The sequence below is a fragment of the Roseobacter sp. FCG-D35 genome (assembly GCF_033436665.1).
Classification (GTDB): domain Bacteria; phylum Pseudomonadota; class Alphaproteobacteria; order Rhodobacterales; family Rhodobacteraceae; genus JAWQFO01.
Genome location: NZ_JAWQFO010000004.1, coordinates 222,906 through 235,119, shown reverse-complemented (window position 1 = coordinate 235,119; position 12,214 = coordinate 222,906). Strand labels below are relative to the sequence as shown.

13 protein-coding genes are annotated in these 12,214 nt (G+C 65.3%); 4 read left to right on the top strand and 9 right to left on the bottom strand.

The features are described from left to right. Window positions 1-254 precede the first annotated feature (254 nt). Window positions 255-911, top strand: a complete 657-nt coding sequence (locus tag R5H30_RS12060; protein ID WP_318328632.1) for a Hint domain-containing protein — start codon at window positions 255-257, stop codon at window positions 909-911. A 75-nt stretch (window positions 912-986) separates the two neighbouring features. Here the strand turns inward: R5H30_RS12060 and R5H30_RS12055 are convergent, their stop codons facing one another. The 9 genes from R5H30_RS12055 to R5H30_RS12015 all read right to left on the bottom strand — a co-directional run bounded on the left by R5H30_RS12055 (window position 987) and on the right by R5H30_RS12015 (window position 9,825). After that, window positions 987-3,188: a 3-hydroxyacyl-CoA dehydrogenase NAD-binding domain-containing protein gene (locus R5H30_RS12055; protein WP_318328631.1), complete on the bottom strand. Its 2,202-nt coding sequence runs from the start codon at window positions 3,186-3,188 to the stop codon at window positions 987-989. After that, a complete protein-coding gene (locus R5H30_RS12050; protein ID WP_318328630.1) occupies window positions 3,185-3,610 on the bottom strand; it encodes a hypothetical protein in 426 nt (141 codons plus the stop codon). Before R5H30_RS12050 ends, R5H30_RS12055 begins: the two co-directional genes overlap by 4 nt. A 3-nt stretch (window positions 3,611-3,613) precedes the next feature. Then, window positions 3,614-4,825, bottom strand: coding sequence for an acetyl-CoA C-acetyltransferase (locus R5H30_RS12045; RefSeq protein WP_318328629.1), 1,212 nt, complete (start codon window positions 4,823-4,825; stop codon window positions 3,614-3,616). 11 nt (window positions 4,826-4,836) lie between these two features. Next, the gene (locus R5H30_RS12040) at window positions 4,837-5,475 is read right to left on the bottom strand and encodes a glutathione S-transferase family protein (RefSeq protein WP_318328628.1); all 639 of its coding nucleotides are present in this window, start codon (window positions 5,473-5,475) and stop codon (window positions 4,837-4,839) included. A 48-nt stretch (window positions 5,476-5,523) separates the two neighbouring features. Further along, window positions 5,524-6,669 carry an acyl-CoA dehydrogenase family protein gene (locus R5H30_RS12035; RefSeq protein WP_318328627.1) on the bottom strand — a complete coding sequence of 382 codons (1,146 nt, stop codon included), beginning with the start codon at window positions 6,667-6,669 and terminating at the stop codon, window positions 5,524-5,526. Between the two features lie 25 nt (window positions 6,670-6,694). Further along, the gene (locus R5H30_RS12030; RefSeq protein WP_318328626.1) at window positions 6,695-6,907 is read right to left on the bottom strand and encodes a hypothetical protein; all 213 of its coding nucleotides are present in this window, start codon (window positions 6,905-6,907) and stop codon (window positions 6,695-6,697) included. Window positions 6,908-6,955: 48 nt separating this feature from the next. Continuing rightward, complete coding sequence (locus tag R5H30_RS12025; protein WP_318328625.1) at window positions 6,956-8,737, bottom strand: acyl-CoA dehydrogenase C-terminal domain-containing protein; 1,782 nt, start codon at window positions 8,735-8,737, stop codon at window positions 6,956-6,958. A gap of 71 nt (window positions 8,738-8,808) precedes the next feature. After that, window positions 8,809-9,210 carry a MerR family transcriptional regulator gene (locus tag R5H30_RS12020; protein WP_318328624.1) on the bottom strand — a complete coding sequence of 134 codons (402 nt, stop codon included), beginning with the start codon at window positions 9,208-9,210 and terminating at the stop codon, window positions 8,809-8,811. A gap of 240 nt (window positions 9,211-9,450) precedes the next feature. Next, the gene (locus tag R5H30_RS12015; RefSeq protein ID WP_318328623.1) at window positions 9,451-9,825 is read right to left on the bottom strand and encodes a MerR family transcriptional regulator; all 375 of its coding nucleotides are present in this window, start codon (window positions 9,823-9,825) and stop codon (window positions 9,451-9,453) included. Between the two features lie 121 nt (window positions 9,826-9,946). On the opposite strand from R5H30_RS12015, the gene R5H30_RS12010 reads away from it, so the two are divergent. From R5H30_RS12010 to R5H30_RS12000, 3 genes are read left to right on the top strand one after another with little or no spacing between them, the layout of a single operon-like run. Further along, window positions 9,947-10,369 (top strand): PaaI family thioesterase, encoded by a 423-nt coding sequence (locus R5H30_RS12010; RefSeq protein ID WP_318328621.1) that lies wholly within the window; start codon window positions 9,947-9,949, stop codon window positions 10,367-10,369. Further along, window positions 10,369-10,881 carry a PaaI family thioesterase gene (locus R5H30_RS12005; RefSeq protein ID WP_318328788.1) on the top strand — a complete coding sequence of 171 codons (513 nt, stop codon included), beginning with the start codon at window positions 10,369-10,371 and terminating at the stop codon, window positions 10,879-10,881. The genes R5H30_RS12010 and R5H30_RS12005 overlap by 1 nt, the downstream gene beginning before the upstream one ends. After that, window positions 10,874-12,211 (top strand): MATE family efflux transporter, encoded by a 1,338-nt coding sequence (locus tag R5H30_RS12000; protein ID WP_318328620.1) that lies wholly within the window; start codon window positions 10,874-10,876, stop codon window positions 12,209-12,211. Before R5H30_RS12005 ends, R5H30_RS12000 begins: the two co-directional genes overlap by 8 nt. The last annotated feature ends 3 nt before the right edge of the window (window positions 12,212-12,214 follow it).

Below are 12,214 nucleotides of genomic sequence, written 5' to 3'. Positions count from 1 at the left end.
TTTCTCACGCGAAGGACCTCGCACTGCCGAAAATACACGTAACGAAATCCGTGCGGGTGCCGAATGATCGGCTTGGACCGCCTTGGCACCGGTTTTCGGAGGCAATTCGCTCGGCGCGTCGGCGGGTTGCCGCGCAGGACCCCGCGTCACGCCCGCGCCGGCGGAATTTCTCGGCTGAAATGCAACCGTGAATGCTGTTTGCTGGCTGTGGGCCGCAAGGTCCGTGGGACAAGACAGGTGCTGGGGGCGGTGCCATGGAAGGCGATACGACCCTGCGCGAGGGGCTGGAGACAGGCTCGTCGACGCAAGGACAGACAGGCGGATCTGCGATCATGATCCAGCCGAAGGGACTTGTTGCGGAAATGCGTGCCGCGACCGAGCAAGGCTGGTGTCCCATGCACGCCCTGCAGCCCGGCGACCAGGTGCTGACCTTCGACAATGGCCTGCGGCCTCTGACCAGCGTCCAAAGCGCACGGATCTGGACCCGGCCCGAAGCAGTCGCGCAAGCGCACTGGCCGGTTCATGTCCCGGCGGGCGCGCTCGAGAATACCAGCGCGCTGCTGCTGCTTCCCCATCAGGGGGTGATGCTGGAATGCGACGGGCTCGAGGCCGAGGTCGGTGATCCGTTCGCCCTGCTCGAGGCGCGGGCGCTCGTGGGCCTTCGGGGCATCGAGCGGCGGCGGCCGACGGCGCCGGCGAAGATCGTCACGCTGGGATTCGCTCAGGACGAAGTCGTCTATACCGAAGGTGGATTCCTCGTGCTGTGCGCCGAGCGGATGCGGTCGCTCGAGACGATGCTCGACCCGCGCGCCTGCAGCTACGACCTGCTGCCGCGCCGCGACGCCGCGCGGTTCGTGCGGATGCTGGCCGAAGACGCGGCCGTGCCGCTGCGCGTCAATCGCGCGTCCTGAGGCGCGAAACCTTCGAGACCAAGAAAAAGGGGCCCCGCGGGGCCCCTTGAAACATTGCGCCACCGAGGAGCGGTGTCAGGCCGCTTTTTCCGCCGCGCCGAAGCGGGCGTAGAAGCTCTGATTCTTCTCGGCCATCTGGCGCAGCAGGTCGGGGCAGGCGAAGCGGTCGCCGTAGGCCTTCTGCAATTCGTCACAGCGCTCGGCGGCGTAGGGCGTGCCGACCATGTCGAGCCAGGAGAACGGCCCGCCCGACCACGGCGCGAAGCCCCAGCCGAGGATCGCGCCGACGTCGCCTTCGCGGATGTCCATCAGTACGCCTTCTTCCAAGGCACGCACCGCTTCGAGCACCTGGACGAACAGCAGGCGGTCCTGCACTTCCTGCAACGCAGGCTGCGGATCGGCGGCCGGGTACTTGTCGCCAAGCCCCTTCCAGTAGTCCTGCCGCTTGCCCTTTTCGTCATAGTTGAAGAAGCCTGCCTTGGCCTTGCGACCAAGCCGGCCCTGTTCTTCCATCCAGAAGATCAACTCGTCCGCCGGGCTTTCCGGATAGGCGTCGCCCATCGCCTCCTTGGTCGCCCGCGCGATCTTGGCGCCGAGGTCGATGCTGGTCTCGTCGGTCAGCTGGATCGGCCCCACCGGGAAGCCGAGCATCTGCGCGGCATTGTCGACGAGTTGCGGCGCAGTGCCCTCGGTCAGCAGGCGCGCGCCCTCGTTGATGTAGGGGATGATGCAGCGGTTGGCGTAGAAGAACCGCGCGTCGTTGACCACGATCGGCGTCTTGCGGATCTGGCGCACGTAATCGAGCGCTTTCGCCACGGCCCGGTCGCCGGTTTCCTTGCCCCGGATGATCTCGACCAGCGCCATGCGCTCCACGGGCGAGAAGAAGTGGATGCCGATGAACTGCTCGGGCCGCGAAGAGGCCTTGGCCAGCCCGGTGATCGGCAGGGTCGAGGTGTTGGAGGCGAAAATGCAGTCCTCGGAGATGACCGCTTCGACCTTCTGGGTCATCTCGGCCTTGACCTTCGGATCCTCGAAGACCGCTTCGATGATCAAGTCGCAGCCCTTTAGTGCCTCGAGATCGGTGGTCGCCGTGATCCGCGACAGCGCCTGCTCTTTCTTCTCGGGCGTCGCTTTCTTGCGTGCGATGCCCTTGTCGAAATAGCTTTCGGCATAGGCCTTGCCCTTGTCGGCGGCCTCCTGCGAGCGGTCGATCAGCACGACCTCCATGCCGGCCTGCGCCGAAACCAGAGCGATGCCCGCGCCCATCATGCCCGCGCCCAGCACGCCCAGCTTCTGAACCCGCTGGTCGGACACGCCTTCGGGACGCACGGCACCCTTCTCGAGCGCTTCCTTGTTCACGAAGAGCGACCGGATCATCGCCGAGGAGGACGGGTTCATCAGCACCGAAGTGAACCAGCGCGCCTCGATCCTGAGCGCGGTGTCGAAATCGACCAGCGCACCCTCGTAGACCGCCGAAAGTAGCGCCTTGGCCGCCGGGTACACGCCCTTGGTCTTGCCGTTCACCATCGCCGAGGCGCCGACGAAGGTCATGAAGCCCGCCGGATGGTAGGGCGCACCACCGGGCATCTTGTAGCCTTTGGCGTCCCAGGGCTTGACGATGTCGGCGTCCTTGGCGTTCAGCACCCAGTCCTTCGCTGCCGCCAGCGGATCTTCGGCGATCTCGTCGACGATGCCGGCAGCCTTGGCGGCGGCAGGCGCCATCATCTTGCCTTCCAGCAGGATCGGCGAGGCGGCCATCGCGCCCAGTTTGCGCGAGATGCGCGTGGTGCCGCCTGCGCCCGGGAAGATGCCCACGAGGATTTCCGGCAGGCCGATGCGGGCCTTCGGGTTCTCGGCGGCAAAGATGCGGTGCGTGGCGAGCGGCAGCTCCAGCCCGATGCCCGCGGCGGTGCCGGGCAGGGCGGCAGCTATCGGCTTGCCGCCCTTGAGCGACTTCGGGTCCATGCCCGCGCGCTCGATCTTGCGCAAAAGGGCGTGCATCTGCATCACACCTTCGAAAAGCCCCTTGGCCGGGTCGTCGCCGGCTTCCTCGCGCATCTTGGCCAGCAGGTTGAGATCCATGCCGCCGGCGAAGCTGTCCGGCTTGCCGGAGGTGATGACGATGCCCTTGACGGCGTCGTCGGCCAGCGCGGCGTCGATCAGATCGCTGAGCTGTGCAAGCCCTTCGAAGGACATCACGTTCATCGAACGCCCGGGAACGTCCCAGCTGATCGTTGCGACGCCCTGGGCATCGGTGGACATGGTGAAATCGGTCATTGATTGGTTTCCTTTTCTGGCTCGAAGCCGGTCCAGTCGTGATGGCCCCGGGCGTTCAGGATTGATGTCATTTTCCAGCCGCCCGGATCAGAAACGAGCAGCATCGAAGAGGTGTATCTCGGCGTCGCGCGCTTGCCGCGGGACAGCAGGTCGGTGGCATAGGTGCCGATGATCGTTCCGTCCTCACAAAGCTCGAGCGCCACCGGTTGGCGATAGATCTGGTCGAGGTTCAGCGCCTTGCAGGCGACGATGTAGAGCTCGAAGTTGCGCCGCAGCGCGTCCTCGGTCGTCAGGACAACCGGACCGGTGCGGGTGATCATGGTGAACGGCAGGCGGATCCGGTCGCGCCACGGCGCGAAATCCCCTGCAATGAAGCAGTCGGATATCGCGTCGAGGAACGCTTGGAACTCCTGCCGGTCCATGGATCAAACGCGCTCGATCACCGTGGCGGCGCCCATGCCCGAGGCGATGCAGAGCGTGGCAAGGCCGACCTCTTTGTCCGAGCGCTCCATCTCGTCGAGGAGCGTGCCGATGATCATCGCGCCGGTGGCGCCCAACGGGTGACCCATTGCGATGGCACCGCCGTTGACGTTGAGCTTGTCGTGGTCGACATCGAAGGCCTGCATGAAACGCAGCACGACCGAGGCGAAGGCCTCGTTGACCTCGAAGAGGTCGATGTCGCCGATCTCCATGCCGTTGTCTTTCAGGATCTTCTCGGTCACCGGAACCGGGCCGGTCAGCATGATGGTGGGATCGGTGCCGATCTTGGCGGTGGCCTTGATCCGGGCGCGCGGCTTCAGTCCCAGTTTCTCGCCGAACTCCTTCGAGCCGATCAGAAGTGCGGCCGCCCCGTCGACGATGCCCGAGGAATTGCCGGCGTGGTGGATGTGCTCGATCTTTTCCAGGTGCGGGTATTTCAGCAGCGCGACGTTGTCGAAGCCCGGCATCACCTCGCCCATCGCCTGGAAGGCGGGGTTCAGCGCGCCAAGCGACTGCATGTCGGTCTGCGGGCGCATGTACTCATCGTAATCGAGGATCGGCAGGCCGTTCTGGTCCCGCACGGTGATGACCGATTTCGAGAACCGCTTATCGTCCCAGGCCGCCTTGGCGCGGCGCTGGCTTTCGACGGCATACTGGTCGGCGTCGTCGCGCGTGAACCCGTATTCGGTGGCGATGATGTCGGCGCTGATGCCTTGCGGCACGAAGTACTTTTCCATCGCGATCGAGGGATCGACGGCGATGGCCGCCCCGTCCGAACCCATCGCAACGCGGCCCATCATCTCGACACCGCCGGCGATATAGCCGTCACCGGCACCACCGCGCACCTGGTTGGCGGCGAGGTTCACGGCTTCCATGCCCGACGCACAGAAACGGTTGATGGCAAGACCCGGTATACGTTCGTCGAGATCCGAGGCGAGAACGGCCGAGCGGGCAAGGCAGCCACCCTGTTCCATCACCTGCGTGACGTTGCCCCAGATCACGTCCTCGACGGCGTGGCCTTCGAGATTGTTGCGCTCTTTCAGTGCGTTGAGCGTCAGCGCGGACAGGCGCAGCGCGGTCACTTCGTGCAGCGAGCCGTCCTTGCGGCCCTTGCCGCGCGGAGTCCGCAGGGCGTCGTAGATATAGGCTTCGGTCATGTCTCTCTCCTTCAGGCGCGGTCAGCGGGGCTGCCGGGCATCAGATCGTAGGGGTGTTTCCAGCCCGGCGTCTCGGACAGGCGCGTGAGCCAGGCGTCGATGTTGGTCCAGTCCTTGCGGTCGAAACCGAAGTGTTCCGGGTAGTAGAGGTAGCCGCAGCACGACAGGTCGGCGTTGGTGAGGCCGCTGCCGACGATCCAGTCGCGGTCCTCGAGATGCTGGTCGAGAACCTGGTAGGCCGACTTGAGCCGGCCCTGCATGAAGCCGATGACCTCCTGCGGGCGCTTGTCCTCGGGCAGGAAGTTCATCAGGAAGCGCGTCATGCCGGCCTGGCTCGAGAGCTTGTGGTTGTCCCAGAAGACCCAGCGCAGGATCTCTCGGCGCTCGGCCGCGTCGCGGCCGCCGAACTTGCCGGATTTCTCCGACACGTAGTCCTGGATCACGCCGGACTGGGTCAGGCGGGTGTTACCGTCCACCATGACCGGAACCTCGCCCATTGCGTTGATCTGCGCGCGGTAGTCGCCCGAGCGTGTCTCGCCGCCGAAGAAGTCGACCTTGACCGGTTCCCAGTCGAGGCCGGAGAGTTCCAGTGCCAGTGCCGCCTTGTAGGCGTTGCCGCTTTCGCCGAAGCAATAGAGTTTGATCGTCATGGTGTTACAGCCTTTCTGGTCTTCGGTCCGACGCGTGAGATGGGTGGGTCAGAGCGCCCGCGCGATCAGTTCCTTCATGATCTCGTTTGTGCCGCCGTAGATACGCTGGACGCGGGCGTCCGCCCACATTTCCGCCACGGCATATTCCTGCATGAAGCCGTAGCCGCCATGCAGCTGCAGGCACTCGTCCAGCACCTCGCCCTGCGTGTCGCTCAGCCAATATTTCGCCATCGCTGCGCGTTCGACGGTCAGTTCGCCGCGCAGGTGCTCGGCGATGCACTGGTCGAGAAAGGCACGGGCCACCGTGGTCTTGGTCTGGCATTCGGCCAGCTTGAAGCGTGTATTCTGGAACTGCGTGAGCGGTCCGCCGAAGGCTTCGCGCTCCTTGCAGTAGGCGATCGTGCGCTCCATCGCGCCCTCCATCGCGCCGACCGCGCCGCAGCCGATGATCAGCCGTTCCTGCGGAAGCTGCTGCATCATCTGGTAAAAACCGCGGCCTTCCTCGCCGCCCAGGATGTTCTCGGGTGCGATCTCGACGTTGTCGAAGAACAGCTCGGACGTGTCCGAGGCGTGCAGGCCGATCTTGTCGAGGTTCCGCCCGCGGGTGAAGCCGGGCGCGTTATCGGTTTCGACCACGACCAGCGAGACGCCCTTGGCGCCTTCCTTGGGGTCGGTCTTGGCCGCGACGACGATCAGGTTGGCGTGCTGTCCGTTGGTGATGAAGGTCTTCTGGCCGGACAGGCGATAGGCATTGCCGTCGCGGACGGCCTTGGTCTTGATGTTCTGCACGTCCGAGCCGCCTGAGGGCTCGGTCATCGCCAGTGCGCCGACAAGCTCGCCACTGACCATCTTCGGTAGCCAGCGCTGCTTCTGCTCTTCCGAGCCGTAGGCCAGCACGTAATGCGCCACGATGCCGGAATGGATGCCGTGGCCCCAACTGGCGAGGTTGGCGCGTCCGGCCTCGATCAGGATCGCGGCCTCGTGGCCGAAATCACCGCCCGGTCCGCCGTATTCCTCGGGGATCGACGGGCAGAGCAGGCCGAGCGCGCCGGCCTCCTGCCATGTTTCGGGGTCCATCTGGCCCTGTTCGCGCCATTTCGCGAACCTTGGCGCCCATTCGGCCGTGATGAACTGCGCGGTCATCTCCGAGAGCATCCGGTGCTCTTCGGTCATCCATGCAGACTGTGCCGTCATACGTTTCCCCCCGTGACGTCCGTCTTCAGCGTTTTCGCGCGTCGAGCTCCGAGTTGAAGAGCCGCAGGCGATGGCCGAAGGTTTCCTCGTTGATGACGCTGTCGAAGTTCTCGAACAGGAACGACAGCGCCTCGCCCTCGTCGAGCCCCGCCTCCTGCGCGAACCGCTTCAGGCGGCGATAGCCGTCCTCGGTCATCGAGACCGGAAAACGGCGGGTCAGGCGGAATCTCTTGGGCATGGCTCTCTCTCGGAATCGGGGGCGGGGCGAGAAGCCCCGCCGCGCCGTTCAGAAATTCGCCGCTTCCAGTGCCATCACCGGTCCCGCTCCGGACTGGATGCGGGCCAGATGCAGTCCGGTCGCCGGCAGCTGGCGGGCCATGTAGTAGCGCCCGGTGGCCAGCTTCGTCTCGTAGAACGCCACATCCGAGGCGTCCTCCGCAAGAGCCTTGCGCGCGGCCAGACCCATGCGCGCCCACATCAGCCCGAGGCAGACGTGACCGAACATGTGCATGAAGTCGTAAGAGCCCGAGAGCGCGTTGTTCGGGTTCTGCGTGCCGTTCTGCATGAAATACATGCCGGCGGCCTGCAGGTCCTTCGACGCGGCCTTGAGCGGGCCGAGGAAATCGCGGTCGAAATCCGCGTCATGGTCCTGGTTTTCCTTGATGAAGGACTTCACGATCTCGAAGAAAGCCATGACGTGCTTGCCGCCGTCCGAGGCGAGCTTGCGGCCCACGAGATCCAGCGCCTGAACGCCATTGGCGCCCTCGTATATCATCGCGATCCGGGCGTCGCGGGTGAACTGCGACATGCCCCATTCCTCGATGTAGCCATGCCCGCCGTAGACCTGCTGGGCCTTGACGGTCATGTCGTAGCCCTGGTCGGTCAGGAAGCCCTTGATGACCGGGGTCAGCAGCGACACCAGCCCGTCGGCGTCCTTATCGCTCTCGCGGTGCGCGCGGTCGATCATCGTCGCGGCCCAGAGCACGAAGGCGCGGCCGCCCTCGGTAAAGCTCTTCTGGTCCATCAGGCTGCGCCGGATGTCGGGATGCACGATCAGCGGATCGGCCGGCCCGTCGGGGTTCTTGACGCCGGTCACGTCACGGCCCTGCAGGCGGTCCTTGGCGTAGTCCAGCGCGTTCTGATAGGCGACCTCGGCCTGGCTCAGGCCCTGCACGCCGACGCCGATGCGCGCCTCGTTCATCATCGTGAACATCGCGCGCATGCCCTTGTGCGCCTCACCCAGCAGGTAGCCCGTCGCCCCGTCGTAGTTCATCACGCAGGTCGAGTTGCCGTGGATGCCCATCTTCTCCTCGAGCTTGCCGCAGGAGACGCCGTTGCGCGCCCCAAGGCTGCCGTTCTCGTCCACGAGGAACTTCGGCACGATGAAGAGCGACACGCCCTTGATGCCCTCCGGCGCGCCGGCGATCTTGGCCAGCACCAGGTGGACGATGTTGTCGGCCATGTCGTGTTCGCCGGCCGAGATGAAGATCTTCTGACCGGTGATCGCGTAGCTGCCGTCATCCTGCGGTTCGGCTTTCGTCCGCATGAGCCCCAGGTCCGTGCCGCAATGCGGCTCGGTCAGGTTCATCGTGCCGGTCCATTCGCAGCTGACCATCTTCGGCAGCCAGGTCTGCTTTTGCTGGTCGGTCCCGTGCGCCAGGATCGCCGAGGCCGCGCCGTGGGTCAGGCCGTGGTACATGCCGAACGCCTGGTTGGCGGCGGCGAACATCTCGCCCACGGCGGTGTTGATCACGTAAGGAAGGTTCTGGCCGCCATACTCTTCCGGCATGTCGAGACCCGGCCAGGCCCCTTCCTTGAGCTGCTCGAAGGCTTCCTTGAACCCGGTCGGCGTTCTCACGACGCCGTTCTCGAGCTTGCAGCCTTCCTTGTCGCCCACGGTATTGAGCGGCGCGAGAACCTCGGAGGCCAGCTTGCCCGCCTCGTCGAAGATGGCCGAGGTGAAATCGGCCTCCAGCTCGTCATACCCGGTGATCGTGTCGCCGGTGATGTTCAGCACGTCATGCAGGACGAACTGGAGATCTTTGGTCGGGGCGGTGTAGGTCGGCATCTGGTCGTCTCCCTGAAGCGTCTGATGCGTGATCTGGTCTTGTGTTATTCTGGCCCGTCCGGGTTAACCGCTCATGCAGCCGCCGGCTTGGGCTGGCCCATCGAGTCGATCATCTCCTTGCCCCATTTGAGCTGGGCGCGGAGTTCGTCGATCGTTTCGGTGAGCGCCTCGCGCTGTTTTTCCATCTCGACGAGGCGCTGCTTGGCGACTTCGTAGGTGCGCAGGATCTGGGTCTGCTGCTGATCGTCCATGTAGTAGAGGTCGAGCAGCTGGCGGATGTCCTCGAGGCTGAAGCCGAAGCGCTTGCCGCGCAGGATGAGCTTGAGGCGGGCACGGTCGCGCCGGGTGAAAAGTCGTTTCTGGCCTTCGCGGATCGGGAACAGCAGTTCCTTGGATTCGTAAAAGCGAAGGGTCCGCGGCGTCACGTCGAATTCGTCGCACATCTCGCGGATGGTCATTGTTTTCTCGGTCATTGTCGGACTCTCTGAAATATTGGTGTGCGCCAGACATGGGCGCTCGGCCGCGGGCCTACAACATCCCCTGCCGCTGACGTAACTCGTACGTTGCGTCACGAGCCCCGAGACGCGTCGATGCGACACCCGACGCCGGGATACTCGCGTTCCGGCGGGTCATCTGAAACGATTCAGGAGGTGTTCCGGCAAGAATCTTGCTCGGCACTGAAAACCAGCGCGCGCCATGCGGACACGCGCGGTTCAGGTCTTGCGGAGATCCTCCGCGACCCCGTCGCGCAGGCTGCGCAGCTCCTCGATGGTCTCGTCGAGCTGGGCGCGTTGGCGCGCAAGTTCCTCGAGCTGGCTGGTCGCGTGTTCGACCCAGACCTGCATCTGGTGCTCGGTGCCATCCTTTTCGTACATCAGGAGCCACTGGCGGATGTCCTCGAGCGGAAAGCCAAAGCGCCGGCCGCGCAGGATCAGCTTCATGCGGGCGCACTCGCGGGGTCCGTAGAACCGCGCCCGGCCTTCCCGGTCGGGCTGAAGCAGCTCGATGTACTCGTAGTAGCGCAACGTTCTTGGCGTGACGTCGAACTCGGCGCACATTTCCTTGAACGAAAGACGCGTGTCTGACATGTCCAGGCTCTCCCTTTTGCGCAGGCTAGCAACTCGGCGCGGACAAGTGCAACAGCCGCCCTTGCCCTTCCGAGAAGCTTGGGTCGATAAAGGGCCCAGTTTTTCCGGCGGAGCGGACAGCATGGCGGACAAGGTCGAAATAGCGCGCAACTTCATCGAGGCGATCCCGCACAGCAAGGCGCTGGGCATGTGGATCACCGAGATTGGCGAGGGCGTGGCCGAGATCCGCCTGCCCTACGACGAGAAGCTGGTCGGCGACCCGGAGACGAGGGTGATCCACGGCGGTGCTGTCTCGGCGCTGATGGACACGACCTGCGGCGCCGCGGTGATGAGCCATCCCTCGAGCCCCGGGGCGACGGCCACGATCGATCTGCGCATCGATTACATGCGCGCGGCGACACCGGGCCAGACCATCGTCACCCGCGCGACCTGCTATCACGTGACGCGCTCGGTCGCCTTCGTGCGGGCCACGGCGACCGACGACGACACCGACCGACCCGTCGCGACCGCGGCCGGTGCCTTTACCGTGGAGGGCACGCGATGATGCGCCGCCGCACGCCGCCCGAGCCGGTGCAGGTGGTCAAACAGCGCCGCGACGCCACGCTGCGCGCGCTGGTCGAGGGCGTGCCCTACATCCAGTACCTCGGAATGCAGTTCGAGCGGCGCGGCGACGAACTGACCGGGATCCTGCCCTTCGACCAGAAGCTGATCGGCAACCCGATGCTGCCGGCGATCCACGGGGGCGTCACGGCGGCCTTTCTCGAGGTCACGGCGATCATCACGTTGAGCTGGAGCTACCTCTGGGAGGATGTCGAGTCGGGAGCCATCGACTCTACGACGCTGAAGGACGGCGGCCTGCCGCGCCTGCCCAAGACCATCGACTTCATGACCGACTACCTGCGCTCGGGCCTGCCGCGCGACGCCTATGCACGCGCCCGCATCAACCGCTCGGGGCGGCGCTATGCCAGCGTGCATGTCGAGGCCTGGCAGGACAACCGTCAGCGCCTTTTCGCGCAGGCCACGGGTCATTTCCTGATGCCGACCTCGCGTGACTGAAACCGCGCTGCCCGATCCGCAGGCCAGTGTCACGCACCGGCGCGTCCTTAACATCGCGGTTCCAATCGTTCTGTCGAACGCCACGGTGCCGATCCTCGGTGCCGTCGACACCGGCGTCGTGGGCCAGATCGGCCTTGCCGCGCCGATCGGGGCGGTTGGCATCGGCGCGATCATCCTGACGACGGTTTACTGGCTGTTCGGGTTCCTGCGCATGGGCACCGTGGGGCTGACCGCGCAGGCCGCGGGGGCCGATGACGCTGCCGAGGTCGCCGCCCTGCTGACCCGGGCACTGCTGATCGGGGCCGGGGCGGGGCTGATGCTGGTCCTTCTGCAACTGCCGATCTTCTGGGCCGCCTTCCAGGTCTCGCCCGCAAGCGCCGAAGTCGAGTCCCTGGCGCGCGACTACATGCAGATCCGCATCTGGTCCGCGCCGGCGGCGATCTCGATCTACGGGATCACCGGCTGGCTGATCGCGCAGGAGCGGACCCGCGCGGTTCTCGTGCTGCAGGTCTGGATGAACGGCCTCAACATCGTCCTCGACCTGTGGTTCGTGCTCGGGCTCGACATGGGCGTCACCGGGGTCGCTTTCGCCACTTTCCTCGCCGAATGGTCCGGGGCGGCCCTTGGTCTGTGGTTCTGCCGTGCCGCCTTCGCGAACCCGGCCTGGCGCGACTGGGTGCAGGTCTTCGACCTCGCCCGGCTCAAGGTCATGGCGGTGCTCAACACCGACATCATGATCCGCTCGCTGCTGCTGGAGGCGATCTTCGTGTCGTTCCTCTTTCTCGGGGCGGGGCTCGGCGACGTGACGCTGGCGGCAAACCAGGTGCTGCTGCAGTTCCTGATGATCACGGCCTACGCGCTCGACGGTTTCGCCTTTGCCGCCGAGGCCATTGTCGGACGGGCGCTGGGCGCACGTCAACGCGCGGTGCTGCGGCGCGGGGCGGTTCTGACATCCTTCTGGGGGGCCGTAATCAGCCTTCTGATGGCGGCAAGCTTCGCCGGCGCAGGGGGTGCGATTATCGACCTGATGGCCAAGGCCGAAGGCGTTCAGGCCGCCGCGCGACAGTACCTTCCCTACATGATTGCAGCACCCATCGCGGGTTGCGCTGCCTGGATGCTCGACGGCATCTTCATCGGCGCCACGCGCTCGCGCGACATGCGCAACATGATGCTCGTGTCCTTTGCCGTCTACTGCGTTGCACTGGTGCTTCTGCAGCCGCTGGGCAACCACGGGCTTTGGATCGCGTTGCTGCTGTCCTTCGTGGTGCGCGGGCTGACGCTCGGGCTGCGCTATCCCGCGCTTGAGGCCGCTGCCGACGCGCCGCGCTGAGCG

Excerpts from the sequence above, each read along its gene's own strand:
- R5H30_RS12050 (WP_318328630.1), bottom strand. The coding sequence starts at position 3,610 with ATGGACCGGCAGGAGTTCCAAGCGTTCCTCGACGCGATATCCGACTGC.
- R5H30_RS12055 (WP_318328631.1), bottom strand. The coding sequence starts at position 3,188 with ATGACCGATTTCACCATGTCCACCGATGCCCAGGGCGTCGCAACGATC.
- R5H30_RS12015 (WP_318328623.1), bottom strand. The coding sequence starts at position 9,825 with ATGTCAGACACGCGTCTTTCGTTCAAGGAAATGTGCGCCGAGTTCGAC.
- R5H30_RS12005 (WP_318328788.1), top strand. The coding sequence starts at position 10,369 with ATGCGCCGCCGCACGCCGCCCGAGCCGGTGCAGGTGGTCAAACAGCGC.
- R5H30_RS12035 (WP_318328627.1), bottom strand. The coding sequence starts at position 6,669 with ATGACGGCACAGTCTGCATGGATGACCGAAGAGCACCGGATGCTCTCG.
- R5H30_RS12030 (WP_318328626.1), bottom strand. The coding sequence starts at position 6,907 with ATGCCCAAGAGATTCCGCCTGACCCGCCGTTTTCCGGTCTCGATGACC.
- R5H30_RS12060 (WP_318328632.1), top strand. The coding sequence starts at position 255 with ATGGAAGGCGATACGACCCTGCGCGAGGGGCTGGAGACAGGCTCGTCG.
- R5H30_RS12045 (WP_318328629.1), bottom strand. The coding sequence starts at position 4,825 with ATGACCGAAGCCTATATCTACGACGCCCTGCGGACTCCGCGCGGCAAG.
- R5H30_RS12020 (WP_318328624.1), bottom strand. The coding sequence starts at position 9,210 with ATGACCGAGAAAACAATGACCATCCGCGAGATGTGCGACGAATTCGAC.
- R5H30_RS12040 (WP_318328628.1), bottom strand. The coding sequence starts at position 5,475 with ATGACGATCAAACTCTATTGCTTCGGCGAAAGCGGCAACGCCTACAAG.
- R5H30_RS12010 (WP_318328621.1), top strand. The coding sequence starts at position 9,947 with ATGGCGGACAAGGTCGAAATAGCGCGCAACTTCATCGAGGCGATCCCG.
- R5H30_RS12025 (WP_318328625.1), bottom strand. The coding sequence starts at position 8,737 with ATGCCGACCTACACCGCCCCGACCAAAGATCTCCAGTTCGTCCTGCAT.